Here is a 25086-nt window from a genome sequence, read left to right as displayed (position 1 = left end):
GACAGCGAACACATGAGTCTCCAGCCGGGTGACGCCCTCACGTCACACAACTTCGGCCTCCAGATCGACGGGGTGATGGTCGAGTACCTCGCCGAGGTCAGCGGTCTCACCCTCGAACAGGACGTCATCACCTTCCAGCAGAACAGCGCGCAGGGCCGGCCCGAGGTGTCGCTGATGCCGGGCGTGCAGAAGAACGGCCAGTGCACGGTCGTGCGGGGCATGACCCAGTCGGGGTCGTTCACGCAATGGATCAACGACTCGATCCGCGGCCAGATGAGCACGGCCCGCAAGAACGCCTCCATCATCATGATGGACTACCAGGACAACCCGGTGAAGCGCTACAACCTGCGCAACGCCTGGTGCAGCAAGATCGAGACCAGCACGGTGAAGGCCGGCGAGGCGGCGGCGCTGACCGAGTCCGTCACCATCGTGTTCGAAGAACTGGTCATCGAATAATGCGGCGTTCGGCTGCCAAGGCTCCGGCCTCCACGGCGACCCAGACCGCGGCGGCGGGGGCGGAGTTCCCCCGCTCGGCACCCGCCGCCGCACCCGCCGCACCCGCTGTCCCGCCGGCCGATCCGGCACCGCGGCAGTCGCTGCGCACCGAGTTCCCCTTCGAGCTGCCGCGCGGGTACGTCGACGACGCGGGCACCGTGCACCGAGCCGGTGTCATGCGGCTGTCCACGGCGCGCGACGAGCTGGTCCCGCTGCGGGACGTGCGCGTGCAGGAGAACCCGGCGTACCTCTCGGTGGTGCTGCTCGGCCGGGTCATCACCCGGCTGGGCGAGCTGCCGATGGTGCACGACGGGATCGTGGAGAACATGTTCGCGTCCGACCTGGCGTTCCTCCAGGACTTCTACCGCCAGATCAACGCGGAGGGCCACACCCGTGCGGCCGTGCGGTGCCCGCACTGTGCGGAGCCGTTCGAGGTGGAACTCGGCGGGAGCCGCCTGGGGGAATCGTGACGTACGCGACCGACCGGCTGCACGAGGAAATCGCGTACGTCGCCTTCCACTTCCACTGGGGCCCGGACGCGATCCTGGACCTGGAACACCAGGACCGGCGCCGGTACACCCAGCAGATCGCGTCCCTCGTGACGCGCGCCGCGCCGGAGGGCTGAGCAGTGGCATTCCTGGACCGGCTGCGGGGGCGACGGAACGACGACGTCCCGGCGGCGCCCGGCAGCGCCCCGACGCCGGGCACCGGACCCGCGGGCACGGCGGCGGCCGCCGGGGGCACGGCTCCCGCGCCCTCCGCGCCGGCCCCGGCTCCGGTGGCCGTCGCCGCCTGGGCCGGGCTGCCGCCGCTGCGGCGGACCACGGGCGACGGGCCGACGGGCGTCGCGGACGCCGGTTTCGGCGGGCGGCTGCCGACCTGGCAGAACCCGTCGTTCACCGGGGCGCCGTCCCCCGCGGTCCTGGACCCCGCGGCGGGCGGCAGTCTGCTCTCCGGCGCGCTGACCGGGGCCGCCGGGCCGGTCGTGGGACTCGGCCGGCCCGTCCCGGACCTGCCGTCGGGCCGGCCGGCCGACGCACCCGCCGTGCGGCGCCTGCCCGTGGCGCCGCTCCGGGCGATCCCGACGGAGACGTGGTCCGCAGCGCAATCGCGGTCCCCCGAGGCGGCCTGGGCCCCTTCGGTACGCGAGGGGGCCCGGGCCGTCGGGTCCGTGCCGACGGTGGGCGTAGCCCCGGCACCCCGGACACCGCGCTCGCCCGTCGGCGGACCGGCCCCGTCGCGGACGCGGACGCCGGCGCGGGAGGGGGAACCCGCCCCGGCGGGGCCGGTGAACCGTGGCGTCCAGGTGACGCCCCTGCGGCCGGCTCCGCCCCGGACGCGGCAGCTCCTGTCCAAGGCGCCTCCCGCGGCCCCGGCCGTCCAACGCACCCTGGCCGCTACGCGCCGGACCGCCCTTCCGATACCGGCGGCGCCCCCGTCGGCCGATGCCGACCGGGGCGGCCCCGACGTGTCCGCCTCCGCCCCGAGCCCCATGGCCCCGGCGCAGCGGGCTGCGGCCGCCCGCCCCGGGCCCACGGCAACGTCCCCGGCCCCTTCGCCCTCCCCGGGTGACTCCGTCGTTCCGGCCCCGCCCACGGGCGAGCCGCAGACCACCCGCCCCCTGCGGGACGGCCCCGTACAGGACGGTGCTCCGGTACGGGCCACCCCGCCCCGTCCCCCGGCTCCGGAACGTATGGCTCCGGGCAGTGGGCGGGCGGGACTCGGCGCGCCGGTACAGCGAAATGCGGTCCGCCGCCCCGAGGACGCCACACCGCACACCGACGTGCCGGCCGGGTCCGGCGGGCCAAGCGGCTCCGACAGGCCCCATTTGCCCAGCGGGTCCGGCAAGCCCGGCACGTCCGGCGGGTCCGACAGGTCCGGCAGGTCCGGCAGGTCCGGCAGGTCCGGCAGGTCCGGCAGGTCCGGCAGGTCCGACGTACCGGGCGGGTCTGACAGGTCCAACGTGCCCCGTGTGCCCGACGGAGCCGACAGATCCGGCGTGCCCGGCGCGTACAACGTGTCCGGCGTGCCGGGCGGGTCCGTCAGGTCCAACGTGTCCGGCGGGTCCGGCGGGTCGGGCGCGTCCGGCGTGCCCAGCGGGTCCGGCAAGCCCGGCACGTCCGGCGGGTCCGGCGGGTCCGTCAGGTCCAACGTGCCCAGCAGGTCCGGCGGGTCGGGCGCGTCCGGCGCGCCCAGCGGGTCCGGCAAGCCCGGCACGTCTGGCGGGTCCGGCGGGTCCGGCGTGCCGGGCGGGTCCGACAGGTCCAACGTGCCCAGCGGGTCCGGCGGGACCGACAGGTCCGGCCTGCCCAGCCGGTCCGGCGGGACCGACAGGTCCAACGTGCCCAGCCGGTCCGGCGGGACCGACAGGTCCAACGTGCCCAGCAGGTCCGGCGGGACCGACAGGTCCAACGTGCCCAGCAGGTCCGGCGGGACCGACAGGTCCAACGTGCCCAGCAGGTCCGGCGCGTCCGGCGGGAACAACGTGTCCGGCGTACAGGGCGGGACCGACAGGTCCGACGTGCCCAGCACGTCCGACGTGCCCAGCGGGTCCGACAGGTTCGGCGCGTCCAGCGTGCCCAGCGGGTCCGACAGGTCCAGCCGATCCGACAAGTCCGGCGGGTCCGGGCTTCCGGCCAGGGGAGGGCCTTCGGCTTCCGAGGTGGCGTCCGTCGCGCGGCGTGCGGTGTCCCGGCCGGGCACGCCGTCCACTGGGGCGGCGCCGCGCGCGGACGCGTCCGGTGTCGCGCCGACGCGGGCACCCCTGTCCGTAGCGCCCCTGGCCGGGCCCGCCGGAGCGGCCGGCTCCCGGGAGACGGGCGCGAACCCGTCCGGCGCGGGCGAGAGGTCGCCCGCACCCGCCTCCCCGGCACCGGTGCCCGGGGCCGGTTCGCCCGGTCGGCGCCCGGCGCCCGCACCCGGAGCGGCGCCGCCCGCCCCGACTGCCGACCGCCGCCCCTCTGCCGTGTCCGGCGGCACGGCCGCCAGGCCCACCGTCCAGCGGGACGTCCGACCCCACACGCCCACGCCGTTACCGACCGAGAGCAGTGTCCCGGCGGCCGGTACCGGCGTGCCGGCGGCGCACGCCGCTCCTCCGCAAGCCCGCCCCACCATCCGCGCCGAGCGGTCGATGCCCGCGCCGGCCGAGGCGCCGCGGACCGGCGGCTCGGCGTCGCCGCGGCCCGCTCCGCACACCACCCCCCGCTACGCCGCTCCCGGGCCGACCCCCCTTCCCCCCACTCAGCCCGTCCAGCGCACCGCGGCCTCCGCGTCCCCGCACGACGGCCGGCCCACCAGCTCCCCCGCCCCGGCGCCCGACGGCGGTCCCCCGGCCGCCCGTCCCGGCACGGCGACGCCCCCGGTGCGACGCTCCGCGGCCGTACCCCCGTCGGTCCCCGGCCGTACGGGGTCTCAGCACGGGCCCGTTGCCCCGGGCTCCGGACCGGAGCACCGGGCCCCGGCCACGGTGCAGCGCAGTGCGGTACCTCCCCGCGCGGGGCTCGGTGCGCCGCTTCCGTACCCGGCGCGCTCCGCTCCCGCTCCCGCGCCCGGGTCACCCACGGCCCTCGCCCGCGTCCCGGCAACCGTCCGCACGCCCCCGCGGCGACGCTCCCCGCTCGGCGCCCCGCTCGGGGGCGTGCCCGTCCGTACGGCGCCGGTCGTCACGCCCGAGCGCCGTGGTCCCCGCTCCGGTGCTTCCGCCGCCCCTCCGGTCCAGCGGCCCTCGGTACCGACCGCGCCGTTCACGCCGGACGCAGTGGCCCGGCTGCCCCGGGCCCTGCCGCCCGCGCCGGCCCCTCCCCGTACCGCCGACGTCCTGCCCGTCCAACGGGCCTTCTCCGTACGGGGCGTTCCCCCGCGCAGGCCCGCCGTGTCCGGCGCGGACGCCACGGCGCGGGGTCCGCTCCCCGTGGTTCCGCTGGCTCCGCCGCCCGCAGCCGCGCCCCTGACGGTGCCCGCGGTCCCGGCGTCCGGGGGTTCGGCGCCGTCCGGGCCGACGGTCCAGCGCATCCCCTCCCTCGGCTCCGACTCCGGCTCCGTCTCCGGCCGGTCCACCGACGCCGTAGCGGCCACCGTGGCCTCGACGCCGGAGGGTCTCCGACCGTCGCCGCAGCCGCAGCCGCAGCCGCAGCCGCCGGCACCGCCGGATCCGCCGCCCGAGTACACCGCGGTGCCCGCCGGCGCGTTCGATCCGCGCGAGCTGACCGAGTTCCAGCTGGACGAGCTCGTGCACCGGATCATCGACCGGGTCACCCGCCTCGTCCGAACCGAACTGCGCATGGACCGCGAACGGATCGGCAGGCTCCGCGATCCGCGCGCCTGACGGACGTCCCGTACCGGCCGCCCGCTGCCGGTCCGCGCGGTCAGCGCGCGCCACCCCCGCAGAACGACAGAAAGGCCCACCTCGGATGCCCCGTCAGGACCCCGGGTCCACCATCTGGTTCACCCTCACCATCGACGGTGAGAGCCTCGGGTACTTCAACGGGTGCGAGGGCCTGTCGTCCCAGGTGGAGGTAGAGCACCGCCAGGAGGGCGGCAACAACGGCTTCGTGTGGCACCTGCCGACCCGGGTCACGTTCTCCACCATCCGGCTCACCCGGCCGCTCACCCCGGACACCGCGAAGGTCGCGAAGTGGATCTCGTCGGTCCAGACGGGGATCAAGCGGCCCACCGCACAGATCGCGGCGCTGCGGGCCGACGGGTCGCTGGTGGCCCGCTGGGGGCTCATCGACGTCCTGCCCGTGAGCTGGCAGGGGCCCACCCTCGACCCCGCGAGTCCGGCCGTGGCGACGGAGGTCCTGGAGATCGCGCACCACGGGTTCACGGACTGACGGCGCGACGGAGCGGAAAGGAGTCACACACCCATGGCCACGAGCAGCAGGGGCGCCGGCAAGAGCCTGGTGCGCGCGACGCTGGCGATCCACGAGCCCCCGGTCGGAACGAGCACGACGCCCGGGGCGCTGATGCGGACGTTCGGCTTCGAGTTCAATCCGGCGCAGCTGTCCCTGAGTCAGCGCGCACAGTGGAAGGCGACGCCGACGATGGCCGTGCGCGACGGCTCCAAGCCGGAGTTCATGGGCGCCGAGCCGCGCGAGATGACCCTGGAGATCTTCCTGGACTCGTCGACCGCGCCGACCGGGAACACGGTACTGAAGAAGGTCGAGTCGCTGCTGGGCTGCTGTGAGGTGACGGCGAAGAGCATCGCCGCCGACCAGCCGTCGCCACCGTGGGTGGTGTTCGAGTGGGGGTCGTTCTCCACCGCCCGCTTCGTCGCGTACGTGAGCTCCGTCGAGGCGTCGTACAGCCTCTTCGGGACCACGGGCATACCCATTCGTGCCACCTGTCAGGTGCACCTGGTGGAGATACCGGGGAAGACCAAGGGCCAGAACCCGACGTCCGGGGCGCTCACCGCCCAGCGCGTGCACCGGGTCGTGGCGGGCGACTCGCTGCAGTCGCTGGCGTGGCGGGAGTACGGCACGGCCACCGTGTGGCGGGCGATCGCCGAGATCAACGGGATCGACGACCCGTCCCGGCTGCCGACGGGCACCGAACTGGTGCTTCCCGCGCCCGAGGAGGTGTCGCGCTGATGGTGCAGCCCGCGTTCTCCAGCATCATGCAGGTGCGGATCGGTTCCGCGAAGCTCCCCGACGACATCGCCCCGCTGCTCGTCGAGGGCTGGGTCGACCAGGGCGTCGGCGTGCCCGCCGCGTTCCGGCTGACCTTCCGCGACCCGTACCGTCTGGTCCTCGGCAAGCTCGGCGTCACGTTCGGCACGCGGGTCGTCCTCACGCCGGTCTCCGACGGCCAGGGGGGCGGCAAGCCGCTGCTGACCGGCGAGGTCACCGCGCTGGAGGCCGACTACGACGGCACCGGAAGCTTCACCGTGATCCGCGGCTACGACCTCGGGCACCGGATGGTGCGCCGGCGCCGTGTCGTCGCCTACCGCAACCAGAAGGCCTCCGACATCGCCCGCAAGCTCGCCGCGCTGGACGGCGTACCGATCGGCCGGATCCAGCCGACGAAGGGCACGTACGGCTTCATCAGCCAGTCCAACGTCAGCGACTGGGAGTTCCTCTCCCGGCTCGCCGACGAGAACAACATGGTGATGTCCCTGGACTCCAGGGGGAAGTTCCGGTTCGTCACGCCGACCCCGTCCGCCGGCGGGCCGTCCCCGCAGACGGACGGTGACAAGAGCCCGTTCGTGCTCCAGGCCGGCCACGACATCCTGCGGCTGCGGGCGGCGGTCACCGCCGCCGACCAGGTCGGCACGGTCGAGTCGCGCGGCTGGAACGTCACCACCAAGAAGAAGATCGTCGAGACGGCGCCGGTCACCACCGATCCGGGCATCTCCATCGGGCTCACGCCGGGCCAGGCGGCCGGGAAGTTCGCGTCGGCGCAGCTCGTCGAGACCGCCACGCCGTACGACCGGCAGGACGAGGTCCAGAACGCCGCCAAGGCCCTCGCCGCGGACGTCACCTCGTCGTTCGCGGAGCTGGAGGTGGCGGTGTACGGCAGTCCCGAGCTGCGGCCGGGCGTGCCCGTGGCCCTCGGCGACGTGGGCAAGCCGTTCGAGGGCAAGTACACCGTCACCTCGGTGCGGCACGTCTTCGGCGACGGCAGGCACTACGAGTCCTGGATCACGGTGAGCGGACGCCAGTGGCGTTCCCTCTACGGGCTGGCGTCGGGTGGGGGCGGCGCGGACACGACGAGCGCGGCCCGGCTGCCCGGTGTGGCGAACGCCGTCGTCACCGACGTGCAGGACCCGCTGAAGCAGGGCCGGGTCAAACTCCAGTTCCCCTGGCTGGACGACACGTACGTGAGCGACTGGGCCCGCAGCGTGCAGTCCGGAGGCGTGGGCGGCGGCGGCGTGTTCCCCATGGACGTCGGCGACGAAGTGCTGGTCGCCTTCGACCGGGGCGCGCTGGACCACCCGTTCGTGATCGGCGGTCTCTACAACGGCCGGGACCTGCCGACCCGGGTCGACGACGTGCCGCTGCACGACGGGCTGAAGAGGAAGGCCGCCCGGCACACCCTGTCCGACCGGCAGGCCAACCGCGTCGACCTGCTCAGCCAGCGGACGGGCGGGCGCAGGCAAGGCGTCCGCATCGCCAGCGGTGACGACCGGCTGACCATCAACCTCGACCGCACCAAGACGGAGATCACCGTCGACAGCGAGGGGTCGGTGACCATCAAGGGCGGCCGCTCGGTGTCCGTCGAGGCCGGAACCGACCTGACGCTCAGCGCCCGGCGCCGCCTCACCATCAAGAGCGGCGGCATCCTCGACATCCAGGGCCGCGGCCTCGTCAACCTCCGCTCGCTCGGGGGCGCCGTCACCGTCGACGCGCTGGGCGCGCTCAACCTGAAGGCCCTGGGCGCCGCCATGATCTCCGCCGGCGGGGCGGTCCAGGTCAACTCCATCGCCAACGTCGGCATCCGCGCCGTACGGGTCGACCTCCAGGGTCTGCTCTTCGTCAACACCGTGAAGTACCCCCTCGGATGACCGGACGACCGCACCGGCGCGCCAGTGTCGTCGGCAGCAGGAAGAGGCAGGTGGCCCCCTGATGGCCGAACAGTTCGTCGGCTCGGGCTGGGCGTTCCCGATGCGCATCGGACCGACCGGGGGCATCGCGCTGGTCAGTGGCGAGCGCGAGGTCGAGGAGGCCATCCGGCTCGTCCTGGCCACCGCCCCGGGCGAACGGCCGATGCGCCCGGAGTTCGGCTGCGCCATCCACGACCTGGTCTTCGCACCGGTCAACGAGCAGACCGCGGGACGCATCCAGCACGAGGTGTACGTGAGCCTGGACCGCTGGGAACCCAGGATCGAGGTCCACGACGTGGAGGTCTCCACCGGCTCCGACCAGGGCGTCCTGTTCATCGACGTCCGGTACTCCGTCCGCGGGACCAACAACCCGCGCAGCCTCGTCTTCCCCTTCTACGTCATCCCCTCCCACGACGAGCCGGGCGCGCCGGGCTCCTCGGAAAGCGACCGCTGATGTCCCTGCCCTCCCCCAACCTCGACGACCGGCGCTTCCAGCAGTTCGTCGACGACGCCAAGCGCTACATCCAGCAGCGCGCCCCGGAGTGGACCGACCACAACGTCTCCGACCCCGGCGTCACGCTCGTCGAGACGGTCGCGCACATGGCGGACCAGATCGTCTACCGGCTCAACCGCGTCCCGGAGAAGAACCACCTCGCCTTCCTCGACCTGGTGGGCATCACCCTCTTCCCGCCCTCCGCGGCGCGCACGGACGTCACCTTCTGGCTGTCCGCACCGCAGGAGGACGTGATCCTGGTCCCGGCCGGTGCCGAGGTCGCCACGCTGCGCACCGAGCGGGAGGAGGCCGTCGTCTTCGCGACCGAGCGCGATCTGGCCGTCGTCCCGTGCGCGCTGTCCCACGTGGTGGTGCAGCACCACGGGCAGCCCGTCGTGGACCGTACGACGGACCTCGTCGAGGGCAAGGACGTCCTGTGCTTCGCCGAGGCTCCGGGCCCCGGTGACTGCATGCTCCTCGGTCTGACCGCGGCCGCTCCGCACTGCGCGCTCGCGCTGGAGCTCGACAGCCGCGTCGACGGCGTGGGTGTCGATCCCCGCCAGCCGCCGCTGGCGTGGGAGGCGTGGACCGAGGACGGCTGGCAGCCCTGCGAGGTGGACCGGGACGGCACCGGCGGTCTCAACCGGCCCGGCGACGTCGTCCTGCACCTGCCCGGCGGTCACGTGCTCTCGCGGGCCGGCGGGCACGAGGCCGGCTGGGTCCGCTGCCGCGTCACCCGTCCGCTGCCGGGCCAGCCCTTCTACACCAGCTCGCCGAGCATCCGCTCCGTCGAGGCCTACACCGTCGGCGGCACCACCCGCGCCGTGCACGCCGAGACCGTCCACGACGAGGCCCTCGGCGAGGCCACCGGGCTGCCCGGCCAGCGGCTGCGGCTCACGCACGCCCCGGTCGTCGCCGACGACCCGCCGCTGCTCCTGCAGACCGCCGACGACGACGGCTGGCGGGACTGGCAGGTGGTCCCGCACTTCGCCGCGTCCCGGCCGGGCGACCGCCACGTCACCCTGGACGCCGCCACCGGCGAGATCGCCTTCGGCCCGGCCGTCCGCGAAGCGGACGGGACCCTGCGCCAGTACGGGGCCGTCGCCCCCAAGGGCGCCGTCGTCCGCGCCCACCGTTACCGCACCGGCGGCGGACGCGGCGGCAACGTGGCGCGCGGCGCCGTCCAGGTGCTGCGCACTTCCGTCCCGTACGTCGCCGAGGTCGTCAACCGGGAGGCGGCGCGCGGCGGCGTCGACGGCGAGACGGTCGAGGAGGCCAAGCTGCGGGCGCCGATCACGCTCCGCGCCCAAGACCGCGCCGTCACCCTGCGCGACTACGAGGAGCTCGCCCGCCGTGCCGCGCCCGAAACCGCGCGCATCACCTGCCTGGAGGGCGAGGAAGGTGAGCACGGCGCCTACGCGGTCCGCGTCCTCGTCGTCCCCCAGGCCGTTCCCGACCCGGGCGGGCGGCTGCGGTTCGAGCAGCTGGTGCCCGGCGACGCCCTGCTGGGCCGGATCACGCGCCACCTCGACGAACGCCGTCTCATCGGCACCCGGCTGGCCGTCGGCCCGCCGTACTACCAGGGCGTCACCGTCGTCGCCACGGTGCACGCTTTCCGTGGAGTCGACACCGACCGGGTGCGCCGCCAGGCGCACGACGCTCTCTACCGCCACCTCGATCCGCTGACCGGCGGCGCGGACGGTCAGGGCTGGCCCTTCGGCCGACCGGTCCAGACCGGCGAGGTGTTCGCCGTCCTGCAGCGGGTCCCCGGAGTGGAGCTCGTCGACGAGGTCGTCCTGCACCCCGCCGATCCCCTCACCGGCAAGCGCGGCAGCCCGACCGACCGCATCGACCTGGAGCGGCCCTCGCTGGTCTTCTCCTTCGACCACCGCGTCCGGGTGATCGGGGACGGCGGATGACGGCCGCCGCGCACCGGGGCTCCGTGGACGGCCTCGGCTCCTCCCTCCCGCTGGGCCCGATGCTCCCCGCCGTCTTCGCCGACGACGACCTGGCCCAGCGGTTCGTCGGTGGGCTCGACGACGTTCTCGCGCCCATCCTGAACGTCCTGGACTGCCTGGACACCTATTTCGACCCGGCGCTGGCCCCGGCCGACTTCGCCCGCTGGCTCGGCACCTGGGTGGGTGCCGAGACCGACGGCGGCGAACCCGAGCCCCGGCTGCGGGCCGCCGTCGCGGCGGCCGTCGCGCTCCACCGGATCCGCGGCACCCGCCGCGGCCTCGCGGAGGCGGTACGACTGGCGTTCGGCGTGGCACCAGAGATCACCGAGAGCGGCGGCGCCGACTGGAACGCCCGCCCGCTCGGCCCGTTCCCCGGCGCCCCACGCCCCCGTCTGCGCGTCACCCTCCGGCTGCCCGACCCGACTCCGGCCGACGTCCACCGCCTGGACTCCCTGGTCGCCGCCGCCCGCCCCGCCCACATGCCCTACTCGGTCAAGGTGACCGCCGCCGAAAGGACCCCGGAGTCATGACCACGCAGAACTGTGCCGAGTGCGGAACGCGCGCAGAGCCGGGCCAGTCCTTCTGCGACGCGTGCGGCGCCGTGCTCGGCTGGGACCGGGACGCCCGCACCGCACGGCCCGCAGGCCCGTCACACCAGCGCGGACCCGCCGCGGCGTCCGCCCCGGAGGGTTCGGGGGGACCGTCGGCGCGGCCGGTGGACGGGCCGGAAGGGCCGGGGACCGCGAGGCGTTCGACCGTCACGGAACCGCCGGAAGCCGTCGGCGGTACGGGACCTTCCGCTGCCGCGGGGGCGTACGGTGCGCCCGGACGGCCCGGGTCGGACCGGGGCGCCGGGGAGCCGGATCGGCCCGGCTCGTCGGCGCGGCCAGCCGGGCCGGGCCGCGCGGCGCCGGCCGGTCTGGCCCGGGCCGCCGACGGCGGTCGGTCCGCCGGACCCGCTCCGTCGCGCCCGGGTCCCCCGTCGCCGGAGGACCCCGCGCCGCCGGGCGACGTACCGCCGCCGGACGGGACCGTGCCCGCCGCGTCCGGGCCCGCCGCCCCGGCCCCGCACGCGCTGAGCGACACCGTGGCCGACCGGGCGCGCTCCCTCCTGGTGCCGGTGACCGAACCGGAGGCACCGCACCCCGGTCCGACGGCAGCCGTGCCCGTCCTGCCGGGCCGGCCGGACGCCGACCGGCCCGCCGTGCGCGCCCCCGGCCCGCAGCCCGGCACCGCGGGCGGCCCGCCGTGCCGTTGGTGCTCGACTCCCAACGGTCCCGACCGTCACTACTGCGTGCGCTGCGCGATGCCGCTGGCCGGGACTGACGGGGCCGCCGCACCACGGCGGGCTCCCTGGTGGCGCCGGCTCTTCGGCGGGCGGCATCACGAGACGCCCTGGGCGGGCGAGCGGCCCCGGCTGCGCCGCGTCTTCGACCGCGTCGGCACGTGGATCACCCTGGCCGTCGTCGTCACGCTGGCGATCCTCGGCTTCGTGTACCTGCCCGACGGCGTCCACGCCACCCTGGACCACTTCGCCAAACGCGCCCCGGTCGCACCGGACCGGATCGCGGCCTCCCGCTCGTATCCGGACCACGCGCCGGAGCTGGCCTTCGACAAGCGCAGCAACACCTGGTGGGGTCCCGGCGTCTCGCAGTCCGGCCAGGGCGAGTGGATCGAGGCCACCTTCAACGAGCCGACCCGGCTGCTGGACCTGATCATCACCCCGGGCGTCTCCGCGCGGGCCGACAAGATCGGCGAGTCTGCCCTGCCGCACCGCGTCACGGCGACGATCACCGGGAAGGACGGCAAGGTCACCACGCGCCGGCTGACCCTGGATCAGGGGGCGGGCGGTCAGCGGCGTCCGTTCCGCGTCGGCGAGGTCACGAAGGTCCGTTTCACCGTCGAGTCGTCGCACGCGGTCTCCGCCGACAAACAGGTCGCCATCACGGAGATCGAGTTCTTCGGCCCGTCGAACGCCAACCGCTGAGGCGTCAGAAATCGTCCGGGTGGAGCGGCTGGGTGATCCTGAAGCAGGCGGACTGAAGCTCGTCCGGGGACACCACCGGCTCGGCGAAGAGTTCGAAGTTCCGGTGCCGGATGAACCGTTCCGGGAACTTCACGGAACGGAACGAGGCCTGGTTCGGGTCGATTTCCGCCCGCTGGAGGACGAAGGTCGATTCCTCGATGACCTCGGCCTTCACCTGGGGGTCGATGATCCCGGTGAAGAACTTGCTGTGCATGCGGAAGTCGTCGAACGTCGCGATGCGCAGGCAGAACCCCAGCGGAGCGACCGCGCGCACCAGCATTCCCGTCTCATCGAAGTCGATGCTGGGGCCGGTCCACTGGAACGTGGCGTTACGACGGTCTTCTTCGGTCTCGATCTTCGCGATGTCGATGACACCGCTGCGGTCGATGATGAAGAAGTCAGGGAAGTTGTTCGAAAACAGTGAGAGCTTGGAAGCGGCCACGGTGTCCTCGTTCCATGATGCGTCCACGCGAGTGTGTGCGTGTGTGAGTGTTCCGAACACTCGGATCGGCATCGACCACGCCGGCTGTACGGGACGGGCGTGAGAGCCGAGAAGGGCTGTCACTCTCCTGCGTCCATGCGGGTGAGAGCGCTGTCTCCATCATGCGCCGCCCGGGGCACGAGCGCCAACCCTTCACAACCGGTTACCAGTTCAACCACCCGACTGCGTCGGAGCCTTGCCGTGACGTGCCCGCTCCACGGCAGTGCTGCCGAGCTCGTGAAAATCTCGGATGCCCGGCCGGCCGTACAGCCGCAATACTCCCGGCATGGACGTTTGGGAGGGCACAGCGGTGCTCGAATGGTGGGCCAACCGGTCAACCTGCCTGGGCGCGTTCGGCCTGCGGATCAGAGTCAGTGCCAGTGACGCCCTCTGGGCGTGTGACGCGGTACTCGACCCTCCCCTGTCCGAGGACGACCAGGAGGTATTCGACTTCCTCATGGACCTCGACCCGGTCTTCACCCTGCGCTTCGACGAAGCGAGCAGCTTGACCGTCCACGTCGTCGCCGGGGAGGACGCGGCCCTGGCCCTCACCGCCTACGAGCCGGAAGCCCGACCGTGAGAGTCGGGGCGGGCCGTCGTCCGGCTACCGTTGCCGCACATGACGACCACCGAGAGGGACATCACCGGGGACGTGGTCCGGGATCTGCTGCGCGAGCAGCACCCCGACCTGGCGGACCGCCCGTTGCAGCTCGCGGCGCTCGGCTGGGACAACCAACTGTGGCGCCTCGGCGACGACTTGGCCGTCCGGTTGCCCTGGGCGACCCGGTCCGCGGACGCGCTGCTGCGCAAGGAACACGCCTGGGTTCCCCTCCTCGCCCCGCACCTGCCCCTCCCCGTCCCCGTCCCGCAGCGCCTCGGGGAGCCCTCCGAGCGGTTCCCGCGGCCCTGGCTCGTCACCACCTGGGTCCCGGGCGAGCCCGCCGACCGTGCCCCCGCGACGCGGCCCGCGGAGGCCGCCGTCACCCTGGCCGGCTTCCTGACCGCCCTCCACCGCCCCGCCCCCGAGGGGGCCCCGACGGGCCGGGACCGCGGTGGCCCGCTGGCCGCCACCGCCGAACGCTTCAGCCAAGGGCTCGTCTCGGCGACCGAACTGGGGCTGATCCGCGACCCCGACGCCGTCCGCGCGGTCTGGGAAGACGCCGCCGCCGCGCCCGAGTGGGCGGGCCCGAGGCTCTGGCTGCACGGCGACCAGCCCACCTGGGGCCCGCCCGCCCACGCCGCGCTGCACCGCCTCACCACCGCGCCCCACCCGTGATCAGGCATCCGGTGGAAGGCCGGTCACACGACGCGGCGCCCGGTCCGGGAGCGTGAACTCCCGGACCGGGCGCCGTCCTGCGATGCGGATGCCCCGAGCCCGCCCTCGTCACGACCGGATCTGCACATGGTGATAACGGTGCGCGATGCACTGTGACTCGTCACGTTGCTGAGCTGCACTGTCGTCTCGGGAGTCGAACCCGATGCGCTGCTCTCCACGCGCCAGCCGGGCCGGTAACCGCCGGCCCTCGGTCGTGCACGCCTCCGGAGCGACTACCTGCTCCACATCGCGGGTCTCAGTCCAGGAGGTCGGACTCCCAGTTGGTGCGCTGGATGCGTACGTCGATCTCGCGGATCTCCCGGGCGGCGTCGTCGGCGCGGGTGCGCAGCTCGGCGACCGGCAGCGCGGGGAGCACCATCAGCTCGGAGCGCAGTTGGCGGCCGTGGCCGCGCTCCCCGCTGCCGGCGGCGGCGTCGGCGGCCGAGGTGAGTACGGAGTGGCGCAGGCGCAGGGTGTCGCGGCGGGCGAGGGCGTCGGTGAGGGTGCCGTCGGCGCCCATGTCGACGGCGGCGTTGGTCCGGTTGATGCGCCGGATCAGGGACTCCAGGGCGTCGAGGGTTTCGGTCACCTCGGCGAGCAGCCGGGCCGGGTCCTCGGCGGGGGTCTCGCCCTCCTGGTGGCGGGCGTTGGCCACGATGCGGGCCCGCAGCTGTTCGACGCGGCGTGCCGCCTCCGCGCGCTCCGCCAGCGCTTCGCCGAGCTTCATCGTGGTGGGTCCCCTCCCCTGGTGCTGTTCGCCGTGCGGTACTGGGGTACCGCTGCGCGGATCACCCTACGCCTTGGCCGAGGCCGCGCCCGACGGGCGGGCGGGTACGGGCGGGTGCGGGTGGTCAGAGGTCCGAGAGGGCGAAAACAGTGGGCGGGCCGCCCGGCCGGACGTGGTCTGCGGGCTGTGACGGTGACGTACGTGCTGGACGGGAGCCGGGTCGGGACGCTGGAGGACTTCTGGCGGGTCGCCGGCGAGAGCATCGGCTGCGGTGGCTACTTCGGCCGGAACCTCGACGCCTTCGCCGACTGCCTCCGCGGTGGCTTCGGAACGCCGGACGACGGCGACTTCGCGATCGAATGGCGTGATCACGAGAGGTCCCGGCGGAACCTCGGCCACGCCGAGACGGCCCGCCAGCTCGAACTGGTGCTCGCGCGGTGCCATCCGACGAACAGGGCCGGTGTGGGTGTCAGGCTCGCGGAGGCGCGTGCCGGACGCGGCCCCACCGCCTTCGACTGGCTGGTAGAGATCATCGAGGAGGAGCTGCCGGGCGGGCTTCGCCTGCGCTGACCCGGTCACGCGTCCACGAAGCCGCCGGTCACCCCTCGCCGATGTGATCCGCGGGGGCTGCGGACGCGGCCCGCCACGGTGCGGGTCCGGACGCCGCCACGCGGGCGGCCGGTACGGATCCCGGCGCGGCCCCCGCCGAGCGCCGCGGATCGGCGGACCGCACCCGCGCGGCGAGGGCGTCGAAGGGGACGGAGGGTCCGGCGAGCCGGCTCAGCGTGGCCAGGCCCAGGCTGGTCTGGGCCAGCGCCTCCACCCTGGGGCCGGGCAGGACGTAGAAGGACCACTGGCCCAGGTCGAGCGGATCGTAAGCGGCGTGGTCGGGGGCGGTGTGGAGGGCGAACACGTACACGTCGGCGTTGTAGGTGGGCTCCGACCCGTCGCCGCCGCGCGCGGTCCCGGTCCGCCCGCGCAGCCGGGTGAAACGGATGGCGGAGGGGCCTCGTTGATCCCAGACCTGCACGTACGCGCTGGCCTTCACCTCCACGCGCAGGCCGTCGTCGGTCAGGACGTCGAAGCTCTCCCACTCCCCGTTCCGCACCCGCGCGCCCAGCGCCCGGTGCGCCAGGAACTCCGCCAGCAGGCCCCGTGTGGTGTTGGTCCGCAGGTCCGGCATCGCGTAGCGCCAGAAGTCCAGCACCGTGAACGGGTCCGTCGGACCCGACGCGCCGGTGAACGCCTCGTCACCGCGCAGCGGCTCCGGCACCGGCGCGACGCGCCGGCCGAGGACGTCGTCAGGGTCCGTCTCCATGGTGGACAGGATCGCAGCCCGGAGCGGCCGGCCGGTGCACCCCGCTCGCGGCCCGGACCGGTTCGGACGGGCCCGGGGTGCCGGATCGTCGCGGGGCGCGCAGAGTGGGGCCTGAGGACGCACGGCCGCCGCCCCGGTGGCGGAGACGGCACGGGGCCCCGCGCCGTGCCGGTGCAGCGCTCAGGCGCGGACGAGTGAGGATGCCCGATGGTCCAGCCCGCCCAGCCCCCCGAGGCCGCCGCGGCCTCCGAGCCCCCTGCCGACCACGTGATCGTCCTGTTCGGCGCGACGGGCGACCTGGCCCGGCGCAAGCTCCTGCCCGGGCTGTTCCACCTGGCCCGCGCCGGGCTGATGCCGCGGCGCTACCGCATCGTAGGTACCGCACCGGCGGCGGAGGCCCTCAGCGACCAGGAGTTCCGGGCCCACGCCCAGCAGGCCGTGGCGGAATTCGGGCGCTCGCGGCCCGAGGGCCCGGCCTGGGAGGCGTTCGCGGCCGCCCTGTCCTTCGGCGCGGCCGACACGGGTGCGGCTCAACCGCTGATGACGGCGGTGCGCGAGGCCGAGTCGGCCCTCGGGGGCAAGCCGCGCCGGCTCTTCCACCTCGCCGTGCCCCCCGTCGCGTTCACCTCGATGATCGACCTGCTCGGCGCGACGGGGCTGGCCGGGGACGGCCGGGTCATCGTCGAGAAGCCCTTCGGTACCGACCTCGCGTCCGCCCGGGAGCTCAACGCCGCCATCCACGCCGTCTTCGACGAGTCACGCGTGTTCCGGATCGACCACTTCCTCGGGAAGGAGGCCGTCGACAACGTCCTGGCGCTCCGCTTCGCCAACGGGCTCTTCGAGCCGCTGTGGAACCGCGAGCACATCAGCCACGTACAGATCGACGTGCCCGAGCACATCGACATCCAGGGCCGCGCCCGCTTCTTCGAGGGCACCGGAACCTTCCGCGACATGGTCGTCACCCACCTGTTCCAGCTGCTCGGGTTCGTCGCCATGGAACCGCCGGTGGCCCTGGAGGCGGGCGCGGTCCGCGACGAGCAGGTCAAGGTCTTCCACAGCATGCGCGCGCTGGACCCCGCGCACGTCGTCCGCGGCCAGTACACCGGCTACCGCGACGAGCCGGGCGTCGATCCGGCGTCGGACACGGAGACGTTCGCGGCGGTCCGGGTCGAGATCGACAACTGGCGCTGGGCGGGGGTGCCGTTCCACCTGCGTACGGGCAAGGCCCTGGCCGAGGGCCGGCACGTGGTCACGCTCGGCCTGCGCGAGCCCGTCCTGCGGATGTTCCCGCTGGACGCGCGCGCCGCCGCGGACGGCCGGGGCAACGCACTCGTCATCGACTTCGACGATCCCGGCTCCATCACCGCCCGCTTCCTGGTGAAGGAACCGGGGCCGTCGATGCGGCTGGCGGACGGCGACATGGTGTTCAACTACCGCACCTCGTTCGCCGCGGAGAACTTCCTGGAGGGGTACGAGCACCTGCTCCTGGAGGCCATGCGCGGCAACCAGTCCCTGTTCACGCGGTCCGACGGCATCGAACGGCTCTGGGAGGTGGCGGCCCCGCTGCTCGACGCCCCGCCGGCGGTGGAGCCGTACGCGCCCGGGAGCTGGGGGCCGGCCGGCATCGACGCGCTCGTCGCACCGTACCGCTGGTACCTGCCGGACCGGCGGGCCGGATCCTCGTAGGCCGGTCGTGTCATCCTGTGGGCATGACGTCCGAGGTCACGGCCGCGGCGTGGGCGGCGCGACAGGTCGCACCCGTCCGTGACGACCCGGCCGGGCGGATGGCCCTGATGGGGCGCTGCTACTCCGGCCCGTTCGGCAGGGCGCCGCGGCACCTGCCGTTCCGGCGGGCCGCGATGTCGTTCATGCGCTGGCAGCTGCGGCGGGGCGTGCTGCGGCCGGCGTCCGACGGCCGGCCCGGCAGCGCGTGGTGGCGCGCGGTGAACGAACGCGTTGTCCGCGACGGCTGCGAGGCGGTGGGCCTGAGCGGCGGGCTTCCCGGGCCGCCCTCCTCGCGCACGGTCGACCACTGGCTGGACTTCGTCGGCCACCCCACCGCCCGGGCCTGGTACCGGGCGCACAACGGGAGCGTGGTCGCCGCCTACCTGGAAAACCGCGGCCTCGCGGAGGCGGAGAACCAGACCGAGCGGTTCTTCATGAACGTCGTCCTCGTCCGCGTTCTGTACGCCCACGCCCTCGTCGCGGCTCCCCGGCTCTCCCTCGGCCCGCTGCGTCCGCTCGCCCCGCTCCTCGGCGATCCGAGGCTGGGCATGACCGGCATCTTCCTGCAGCTGTCGCGCGTGCTCCCCGACGAGTACCCGCTCCGCGACCCGGTGCGGACCTATCTCGACGCGGAGACCGGGTTCGGCCGCCTCCTCGATTTCGGGGTGATCGTCCCGCGACTGCAACAGCTCTACGCGTGGTCGGCTCACGAACTCGCGGCGCCGGACCTGCTCGGCTGCGTCCGCGACGGAGCCCCGGTCTACGCCTGGCCGTTCGAGGACCGCGGCGTCTGGCAGCCTCCGCGTTCGGTCGTGCTACGGACGGTGCACCGGGCGCTCCCGCCCGCACGGCCCTCCCCGCGCCGGCCGTGGTCGCAGCGTCCGTAGTCGCAGCGGCCGGGGACGCCGGTTCTGCCGGGTCGCCCGGCGTCCTGTGCGACAGGTACGCCGGACGCCTCAAAAAAAGGGGACGAACCATCCCATCCACCCCCACCGGCAGTCTCGTATTACTTGTGTCAGATCAGTCGGTGCTCTCACTTCGGTGGGGGCGAGGAGGTGGGATCCATGTCCGTTCCCATCCGTGTCAGACACATGGCGGTGGCCGTCGCCTCGACCGGCATCCTCGTCGGCGGGGCGGCGCTCGGAGCCGCGGCCCCCGCGATGGCGGCCCCGGCCGCCACCCAGGTCGTTTCCACGTCCGTCACCAGCGACCACGACAAGCGGTGCGTCTGGAAGAAGGGCCACTGGGAGAAGCGGTGGGTCAAGGGCCACTGGGAGAAGCGGTGGGTCAAGAAGCACTGGGACAACCGCTGGGACGACCGCGGGAACGGGAACGGCGACAGGGACCGTGACCGCAACGGCGGCCACGACGACTCCAAGCGGGGCAACCAGGGCCACTGGAAGTGGGTGTACGTTCCCGGCCAGTGGGACAAGCAGTGGGTCAAGGGCCACTGGGACTGCTCGTACAAGCACCGCTGGTAGCGGCTGTTTCCACCCGCAGGACGCACGGTAGGCGAGGGCCCGCACCGCGGGCCCTCGCCCGCGTGGGACCCGTCCTCCGGATGCGCCCGGTCCCGAGCGGTGATGGGATCGGAACCCCACGCACCCGAGGAGCACGGGACCTTAGATGGCGGACAGCACGGCAGACAGCACGGACAGGGCGGTGAGCGCGGACGGCGCGGGCGCCGACCCCGTGGACGGGCCGGACGCGCTGCTGCTGCGGGTCGCCCAGGGCGACGCGGAGGCCTTCGCCCCCTTCTACGACGCGCTGGTCGCCCCGGTGACGGGGGTGGTGTGCCGGGTCCTGCGGGACGAGGACCAGGCAGCGGAGGTAACCCAGGAGGTGATGGTCGAGGTGTGGCGCACAGCCGCCCGGTTCCGCCCCGAGATCGGGACCGCGAAGGCCTGGGTACTGGTGCTGGCCCACCGGCGGGCCGTGGACCGCGTGCGTTCGGCGGAGGCGCGCGGCGTTCGTGAGGAGAAGGCGGCCCTGCTCGACCTGACGCCGCCCTTCGACGAGGTCGCGGACGAGGTCGAGGGGCGTGACGAGTACGCCCGGGTGCGGCGCTGCCTGGACGGGCTGAGCGGGCCCCAGCGGGAGGCCGTACGGATGGCCTTCTACGAGGGGATGACCTACCGGGAGGTGGCCCGCTCGCTGGAGGCGCCCGAGGGGACGGTCAAATCCCGGCTCCGCGACGGACTGCACCGCTTGCGTGACTGTCTGGAGGCGTCCCGATGAGCATCGCGCCCGACCCCCACGCGTCGCTCGGGGCGTACCTGCTGCACGCGATGCCGCCCGACGAGGAGGCCGCCTTCGCCCGGCACCTGGCCGGCTGCGTGTCCTGCCGCCGCGAGGCCGCCGCGCTCGCGCCCGTCGTCGCGGGCCTGTGCGCCTCCCCTCCGGTGTCGCCGCCGGCGGAGCTGCGGGCCGTGGTGCTGGAGCGGATCGCCGGTACGCCGCAGGAGGGCGCGGACCCGTCCGGCTCCCCCGGTCCCGTCCCGTTCACCGCCCCGTCCCACGCCCCGGGCGCGCCCGGGGGCCGGGCCGCCGCTCCCGGGAGCCGGGCCGGCCGCGTACGGCGCCTGCGGTGGGCCCTGGCCGCCTGCGCCGCCGTCGCGGCGGCCTTCGGCGGCATCGCCCTGTGGCAGCACCAGGAGGCCGAGGAGGCCCGCGCCGGGCTGACCGCGGCCCGTCCCGCGGGCCCCGCCCAGGAGCTGGCGGAGGTACTCGCGGCTCCGGACGCCCGGGTCAGCGCCGCGCGGTTCGAGGACGGAGCCACCGGCTGCGTCATCGTCTCCCGCAGCCAGAGCCGGGCCGCGTTCATCGCGACCGGTCTGCCGAAGCTCCCCGCCGACCAGGTGTACGCGCTCTGGTACGACGACGACGGCACCACCCGTTCGGCCGGCACCCTGGCGGGCGGCGGCAACTGGCACATCCAGCTCCTGGACGGGCCGGTCGAACAGGCGACGGCCGTCGGCGTCACCGTCGAGTCGGCCGCCGGGTCCACCGGCCCCACCACGGCCCCGGTCGGCGTGGTGGACATCCCCGCCTGACCGCCCGCACGGCGGGCCCGCCGATAACGCATGGCAACCGGCCCCCCGGCCAGGCAGGGTGTGGTCGATGAGCCATCACGACGAGACGTCCCCGTCCTACGCCCGCCACGACACCCTGGAGGGGCTGCTGCAGCGCGGCCGGGGGCTGGGCGCGGAGCGCGCACGGCACGATCCGGCGGCCGCCGCTCCGTTCGTGTACGACGGGATCCGCCGGGACTGGAAGTGGGACGGCCAGACCGACACCCGCTACCTCTTCCAGGCGCGGCTGATCAGGGACCTGGAGCTGTCGCCGACGCCGCTGATCGACCAGTTGGCGGGGGACGAGGAGGCCTGCTTGCGGGCCGCCGACGTACTGGAACCGCTCGGCCTCGCCGGTTCGGAGGAGGCCCGGGAGGCGCTTCGGGCGTACATACGGGAGGGCGAGCACTGGGTCTCCGTACTGGAGTCGGTCGCGGATGGCTGGCCGGCCGAGTGGTGGGAGGACCTGGGCGACGTGGCGCGCGCCCGGATCGGCGCGGAGGAGGACCTTCCGTGGCCCGGCGAGCCGTGGAGCCGGTTCGGGATCGAGGTGCCGGGCCGCCGGTTCCCTCCCCGGCCGTCCCTCGGGGAGCTGGATGACGAGGAGTTGCTCGCCCTGTTGGCCGCCGACGGCACGGAGTCCGACAGGATCGACGCACTGCGGGCGCTGGCCGGGCGGGAGCCGGCCGAGGCGCTGATCCCGCTCGTGCCCTCGCTGGGAACCCCGGACGGCCGCCGGCCCCTGCCGCTGCTCCGACGGGCGGTCGACCGCCTCGGAGCCCTCGCCGTGCCGGCGGCGCGCGGGTGGGCGGAGGACGGGCGGCCGTGGCTGGCCCGGCTGGGGGCGGACGTCCTGGCCGACCACCCCGGGCCCGAAGCGCTGCCGGGGCTCGTGGCCGAACTCGCCGGACAGTGGGAGGCGCGCGCCTGGTGCGGCCCCGACACGACGGCCGGGCGACTGGCCCGTTTCGGACCCCGAGCGGCCGCCGCGGCGCCCGTCCTGTGGCGCTTCTGGCACAGCACCCCGCATTCGTACGAGCGCGCCGACTACCTGGAAGCGCTCGCCGCGATCGACCCGTCCGGCTTGGACGACGCGTACACGGAGTCGCTCTGGGACTGCGAGGAGCGGGCACGGCTGCTGGGCATCGCCTCGGCACCTGACCGGCCCCAGGCCCTGCGGCGGATCAGGGGGCTGCGCGACGACCCGATGGAGACGCCCGAGGTACGGGCGGCTGCCGGGGCACGGCTGGCCGCATAGGCCGTCTCTTCCGGATCGTGCCGGACCTCGCGCGGCGGAGGGCGGGCCGTCCCGTCACGCACCGGGCTCGACCGGTCACCCGGCTCACACCCCTGACGGTGCGTACTCTCGGTAACCGTGCGGCCGGAGGCAAGAATCCGGCCGACTCCGCATCCCGGCGGCGCGGCGCGGCGGTCACGTCCGCCCGGCACCGCTACCGTCGCGGAACGCCTGCGCGGGCCCGGCGGGAGTGCGGCCGCCCCGCTCGTGCTCCTGCGGGCGGGCCTCCTGCTGCCCGCCCGCGGTCGCGTCCGGGCGACGCGCCGATGGCCGAACAAGGCCCTCCGTTTCCCGGCCATGAGAGAAACTGCTGTTCAGGTGGGCTTTCGCGCGGCCGGGGTGATGTCCCCGGCCGAAATCGGCGTAGCACACCGGGTGTTCGGCGGGTCGACCTCCCGCGGCACTTGGCACTCCTTCCCGGTGGGGCACAGGAGGAGGACCGGCGGCGCCGGGCCGGACAGTACGGAACATGGGGGCATGACATGACCACCGAGGCGATAACCCTGCGATTCGCCCTGCTGGGCCACCTGCGGGCCTGGCGCGGCCCGCGCGAACTGGAACTGGGGTCGCGCCAGCAACGGACGCTGCTGGCACTGCTGTTGCTGCGGGAGGGCCGGCCCGTGCCGGTCGACGCGCTGGTGGCGGACATCTGGGGTGACCGGGCGCCCGCCCGCGCCGTGGGGTCGCTGCGCACGTACGTCTCGCGGCTGCGCAAGGAGATCGAGGCGCCGGACGGCGAAGGCGACGGGACGCGGGTACTGGTCTCCGAGCACGGGGCCTACGCCCTGCGGGTACCGGCCGAAGCGGTGGACTTCGGGCTGTTCCGGCGGGACGTGGCCGCCGCCGACCTCGCCCGTGCGGCGCGGCGCCCCGAGGAGGCGCGGGCCCTGTTGCGCACCGCGCTCGCCCTGTGGGGGGACGAACCCCTCGCGGGGCTGGGCGGGCCCGGTGTCGAGGCGGAGCGCAACAGGCTGGCCGGACAGCGGCTCGCCGCCCTGGAGACCCGCCTCTCGCTGGACGTGGAACTCGGAGAACACGTCAGCGTGGTGCCGGAGTTGCGCGAGCTGACGGAGCGCCATCCCCTGCGCGAGCGGCTGGGCGCCCTGCTGATGCGGGCGTACGTGCTGAGCGGACAGGGCGCGGAGGCGCTCGCCGTCCACGAGCGGACGCGGCGGCTCCTCGCGGCGGAGTTCGGGATCGACCCGGGGCGCGAGATGGCCACGATGGCCGAGGGCATCACCAGCGGGCCGGGCGGGGCGGACCCGGTGGGCGGGGGCGCCACCGGACGTCACCCCGCGGCGGGGACGGCAGGGGTGACGGCGGCGGACGGGGCGCCGCGGGAGGTGCCCGCCGCCGGGGCCGCCGCCGTACGGTCCGGGCCGGAGCCCGGGGCGGACGCATTCCGGCGGCCTGCCCAAGTTCCGCGCGATCTGGCCGACTTCACCGGCCGGGAAGAGGCGCTGGCGCAGGTGGCCGCCGAGCTGACCGGCTCGGGAGCCCGGACCCCGGACGGCCTGCGGTCCCCGGCAGCGGCCCGTCCGGCTCCGGTCGTCGTCGTGTCCGGCTCGACCGGCACGGGCAAGAGCGCACTGGCCGTGCACGCCGCGCACCGGGTGCGCGCCGAGTTCCCCGACGGGCAGCTGTACGCCGACCTGCGCGCCGCCGACGGCACACCGATCGACCCGGCGGTGGTCCTGGAGTCCTTCCTCCGCGCGCTCGGCGGGCCCGGTGCGCCGGTCCCCGAGCAGCAGGCCGACCGGGCCGCGCTGTACCGCTCGGAGCTCGCCGAGCGCCGCGTCCTGGTGGTCCTCGACAACGTCGCGGAACCGGCTTCCGTCGGGGCCCTGTTGCCGGGCGGCCCGGGCTGCGCCGCACTCATCACCACGACCGCACGGCTCTCCGGTCTCGCGGGCGCCCACCACACCCACCTGGGCGTGCTCTCCCGCGCCGAGGCCCTGACATGGCTGGAGACGGCGATCGGCGCGCAGCGCGTCGCGGCGGAACCGCAGGCCTGCGCCGAGCTCGCCGATCTGTGCGGCGGGCTGCCCCTGGCCCTGCGGATCGTGGCGATGCGGCTCGCCACGCGTCCGGCCTGGGCGATCGCCTCGGTGGTGGGGGCCCTGCGCGGCCGTCACCGGCTGGCCGCGCTCGGCATCGCGGACCTGTCCGTACGGGAGGCGTTCCAGCGGGAGTACGGGTACCTGCCGGCCTCCCTGCGGGCGGCGTTCGCCCGGGTGGCGCTGCTGCGGGAGCCGGACGGGCGGTTCGGGCCGACCGCGGTGGCCCTGGCCCTGGGGCTGCCGTCGGGCGAGGCGCGCGCCCTGTGCGAGGAACTCGTGGACCGCAGTTGGCTGGAGTCGGAACGGCCCGACCGCTACCACGTGCACGGCCTCCTGCGGGAGTTCGCCGTCTCGGTCCAGCAGGACGAACTGGCGCCCCGGGCGGACCGGGACCGGCCCGCGCCGGTCCTCTTCGCTCCCGGCGGCACGGATCTCCGGCTCGGCGGCGGCCCGCTGCGGCCCGCTCGCGGGGCGCGCGAGGGCCTGGCCTCCTGACGGGTGCGGGGGCGCGGGCCGCGGCGGCACCACGGTGCGCGGCCCGACGCCCCGGCCCCCGACCCCCAGACCCCCGGGCCCCCTG

Annotated in this window: 24 protein-coding genes; 21 read left to right on the top strand and 3 right to left on the bottom strand. The window is 74.7% G+C overall.

Going from position 1 to position 25086, the window contains the following annotated elements:
• The first annotated feature begins 12 nt into the window (after positions 1-12).
• The 11 genes from ABZZ17_RS03685 (at position 13) to ABZZ17_RS03635 (ending at position 12473) form a co-directional block, all read left to right on the top strand.
• Positions 13-456, top strand: a complete 444-nt coding sequence (locus ABZZ17_RS03685; protein ID WP_053688317.1) for a phage tail protein — start codon at positions 13-15, stop codon at positions 454-456.
• Entirely contained in the window at positions 456-965 is a 510-nt protein-coding gene (locus ABZZ17_RS03680) for a hypothetical protein (protein WP_356871563.1), read from the top strand. The genes ABZZ17_RS03685 and ABZZ17_RS03680 overlap by 1 nt, the downstream gene beginning before the upstream one ends.
• Positions 962-1120: a DUF6760 family protein gene (locus ABZZ17_RS03675; protein ID WP_356871561.1), complete on the top strand. Its 159-nt coding sequence runs from the start codon at positions 962-964 to the stop codon at positions 1118-1120. Before ABZZ17_RS03680 ends, ABZZ17_RS03675 begins: the two co-directional genes overlap by 4 nt.
• A gap of 3012 nt (positions 1121-4132) precedes the next feature.
• Positions 4133-4819 carry a hypothetical protein gene (locus tag ABZZ17_RS03670; protein ID WP_356871559.1) on the top strand — a complete coding sequence of 229 codons (687 nt, stop codon included), beginning with the start codon at positions 4133-4135 and terminating at the stop codon, positions 4817-4819.
• An 85-nt stretch (positions 4820-4904) separates the two neighbouring features.
• Entirely contained in the window at positions 4905-5327 is a 423-nt protein-coding gene (locus tag ABZZ17_RS03665) for a phage tail protein (protein ID WP_356871557.1), read from the top strand.
• 33 nt (positions 5328-5360) lie between these two features.
• Positions 5361-6083 carry a LysM peptidoglycan-binding domain-containing protein gene (locus ABZZ17_RS03660; protein ID WP_356871555.1) on the top strand — a complete coding sequence of 241 codons (723 nt, stop codon included), beginning with the start codon at positions 5361-5363 and terminating at the stop codon, positions 6081-6083.
• Complete coding sequence (locus ABZZ17_RS03655; protein WP_356871553.1) at positions 6083-7996, top strand: VgrG-related protein; 1914 nt, start codon at positions 6083-6085, stop codon at positions 7994-7996. The genes ABZZ17_RS03660 and ABZZ17_RS03655 overlap by 1 nt, the downstream gene beginning before the upstream one ends.
• A gap of 61 nt (positions 7997-8057) precedes the next feature.
• Entirely contained in the window at positions 8058-8489 is a 432-nt protein-coding gene (locus ABZZ17_RS03650; protein ID WP_356871551.1) for a GPW/gp25 family protein, read from the top strand.
• Positions 8489-10447 (top strand): putative baseplate assembly protein, encoded by a 1959-nt coding sequence (locus ABZZ17_RS03645; protein WP_356871549.1) that lies wholly within the window; start codon positions 8489-8491, stop codon positions 10445-10447. Before ABZZ17_RS03650 ends, ABZZ17_RS03645 begins: the two co-directional genes overlap by 1 nt.
• On the top strand, positions 10444-11016 hold the full coding sequence (locus ABZZ17_RS03640; RefSeq protein ID WP_356871547.1) for a phage tail protein: 573 nt from the start codon (positions 10444-10446) through the stop codon (positions 11014-11016). The genes ABZZ17_RS03645 and ABZZ17_RS03640 overlap by 4 nt, the downstream gene beginning before the upstream one ends.
• On the top strand, positions 11013-12473 hold the full coding sequence (locus ABZZ17_RS03635) for a zinc ribbon domain-containing protein (protein WP_356871545.1): 1461 nt from the start codon (positions 11013-11015) through the stop codon (positions 12471-12473). The genes ABZZ17_RS03640 and ABZZ17_RS03635 overlap by 4 nt, the downstream gene beginning before the upstream one ends.
• Positions 12474-12477: 4 nt before the next feature.
• Here the strand turns inward: ABZZ17_RS03635 and ABZZ17_RS03630 are convergent, their stop codons facing one another.
• The gene (locus ABZZ17_RS03630) at positions 12478-12981 is read right to left on the bottom strand and encodes an AbfB domain-containing protein (protein WP_356871543.1); all 504 of its coding nucleotides are present in this window, start codon (positions 12979-12981) and stop codon (positions 12478-12480) included.
• 298 nt (positions 12982-13279) lie between these two features.
• Between ABZZ17_RS03630 and ABZZ17_RS03625 the strand changes: the two genes are divergently transcribed.
• Both ABZZ17_RS03625 and ABZZ17_RS03620 read left to right on the top strand, forming a co-directional pair.
• Positions 13280-13573: a hypothetical protein gene (locus tag ABZZ17_RS03625; RefSeq protein WP_356871541.1), complete on the top strand. Its 294-nt coding sequence runs from the start codon at positions 13280-13282 to the stop codon at positions 13571-13573.
• 39 nt (positions 13574-13612) lie between these two features.
• Positions 13613-14269 carry a phosphotransferase gene (locus ABZZ17_RS03620; RefSeq protein ID WP_356871539.1) on the top strand — a complete coding sequence of 219 codons (657 nt, stop codon included), beginning with the start codon at positions 13613-13615 and terminating at the stop codon, positions 14267-14269.
• 295 nt (positions 14270-14564) lie between these two features.
• On the opposite strand, the gene ABZZ17_RS03615 is transcribed toward ABZZ17_RS03620, so the two are convergent.
• Entirely contained in the window at positions 14565-15035 is a 471-nt protein-coding gene (locus ABZZ17_RS03615) for a DIP1984 family protein (RefSeq protein ID WP_356871537.1), read from the bottom strand.
• A gap of 186 nt (positions 15036-15221) precedes the next feature.
• Between ABZZ17_RS03615 and ABZZ17_RS03610 the strand changes: the two genes are divergently transcribed.
• Positions 15222-15605 (top strand): barstar family protein, encoded by a 384-nt coding sequence (locus ABZZ17_RS03610; protein ID WP_356871535.1) that lies wholly within the window; start codon positions 15222-15224, stop codon positions 15603-15605.
• Between the two features lie 28 nt (positions 15606-15633).
• Here the strand turns inward: ABZZ17_RS03610 and ABZZ17_RS03605 are convergent, their stop codons facing one another.
• Positions 15634-16353 (bottom strand): hypothetical protein, encoded by a 720-nt coding sequence (locus ABZZ17_RS03605; RefSeq protein ID WP_356871533.1) that lies wholly within the window; start codon positions 16351-16353, stop codon positions 15634-15636.
• Between the two features lie 207 nt (positions 16354-16560).
• Here ABZZ17_RS03605 and zwf point away from each other — a divergent pair, with 207 nt between their 5' ends.
• The 7 genes from zwf to ABZZ17_RS03570 all read left to right on the top strand — a co-directional run bounded on the left by zwf (position 16561) and on the right by ABZZ17_RS03570 (position 25001).
• Positions 16561-18039: a glucose-6-phosphate dehydrogenase gene (gene zwf / locus ABZZ17_RS03600; RefSeq protein ID WP_356871531.1), complete on the top strand. Its 1479-nt coding sequence runs from the start codon at positions 16561-16563 to the stop codon at positions 18037-18039.
• Positions 18040-18062: 23 nt separating this feature from the next.
• Complete coding sequence (locus ABZZ17_RS03595; protein WP_356871529.1) at positions 18063-18965, top strand: hypothetical protein; 903 nt, start codon at positions 18063-18065, stop codon at positions 18963-18965.
• 177 nt (positions 18966-19142) lie between these two features.
• Complete coding sequence (locus ABZZ17_RS03590) at positions 19143-19559, top strand: hypothetical protein (protein WP_356871527.1); 417 nt, start codon at positions 19143-19145, stop codon at positions 19557-19559.
• Between the two features lie 145 nt (positions 19560-19704).
• Entirely contained in the window at positions 19705-20316 is a 612-nt protein-coding gene (sigK, locus tag ABZZ17_RS03585) for an ECF RNA polymerase sigma factor SigK (protein WP_356871525.1), read from the top strand.
• A complete protein-coding gene (locus ABZZ17_RS03580) occupies positions 20313-21131 on the top strand; it encodes an anti-sigma factor (RefSeq protein ID WP_356871523.1) in 819 nt (272 codons plus the stop codon). Before sigK ends, ABZZ17_RS03580 begins: the two co-directional genes overlap by 4 nt.
• Before the next feature lie 67 nt (positions 21132-21198).
• Positions 21199-22407, top strand: coding sequence for a hypothetical protein (locus ABZZ17_RS03575; RefSeq protein WP_356871521.1), 1209 nt, complete (start codon positions 21199-21201; stop codon positions 22405-22407).
• 521 nt (positions 22408-22928) lie between these two features.
• Positions 22929-25001 (top strand): BTAD domain-containing putative transcriptional regulator, encoded by a 2073-nt coding sequence (locus ABZZ17_RS03570; RefSeq protein WP_356871519.1) that lies wholly within the window; start codon positions 22929-22931, stop codon positions 24999-25001.
• The last annotated feature ends 85 nt before the right edge of the window (positions 25002-25086 follow it).

It is taken from the genome of Streptomyces sp. NPDC006512, from assembly GCF_040611935.1.
Classification (GTDB): Bacteria; Actinomycetota; Actinomycetes; order Streptomycetales; family Streptomycetaceae; genus Streptomyces.
This window is presented reverse-complemented; position numbering and strand designations above follow the sequence as displayed.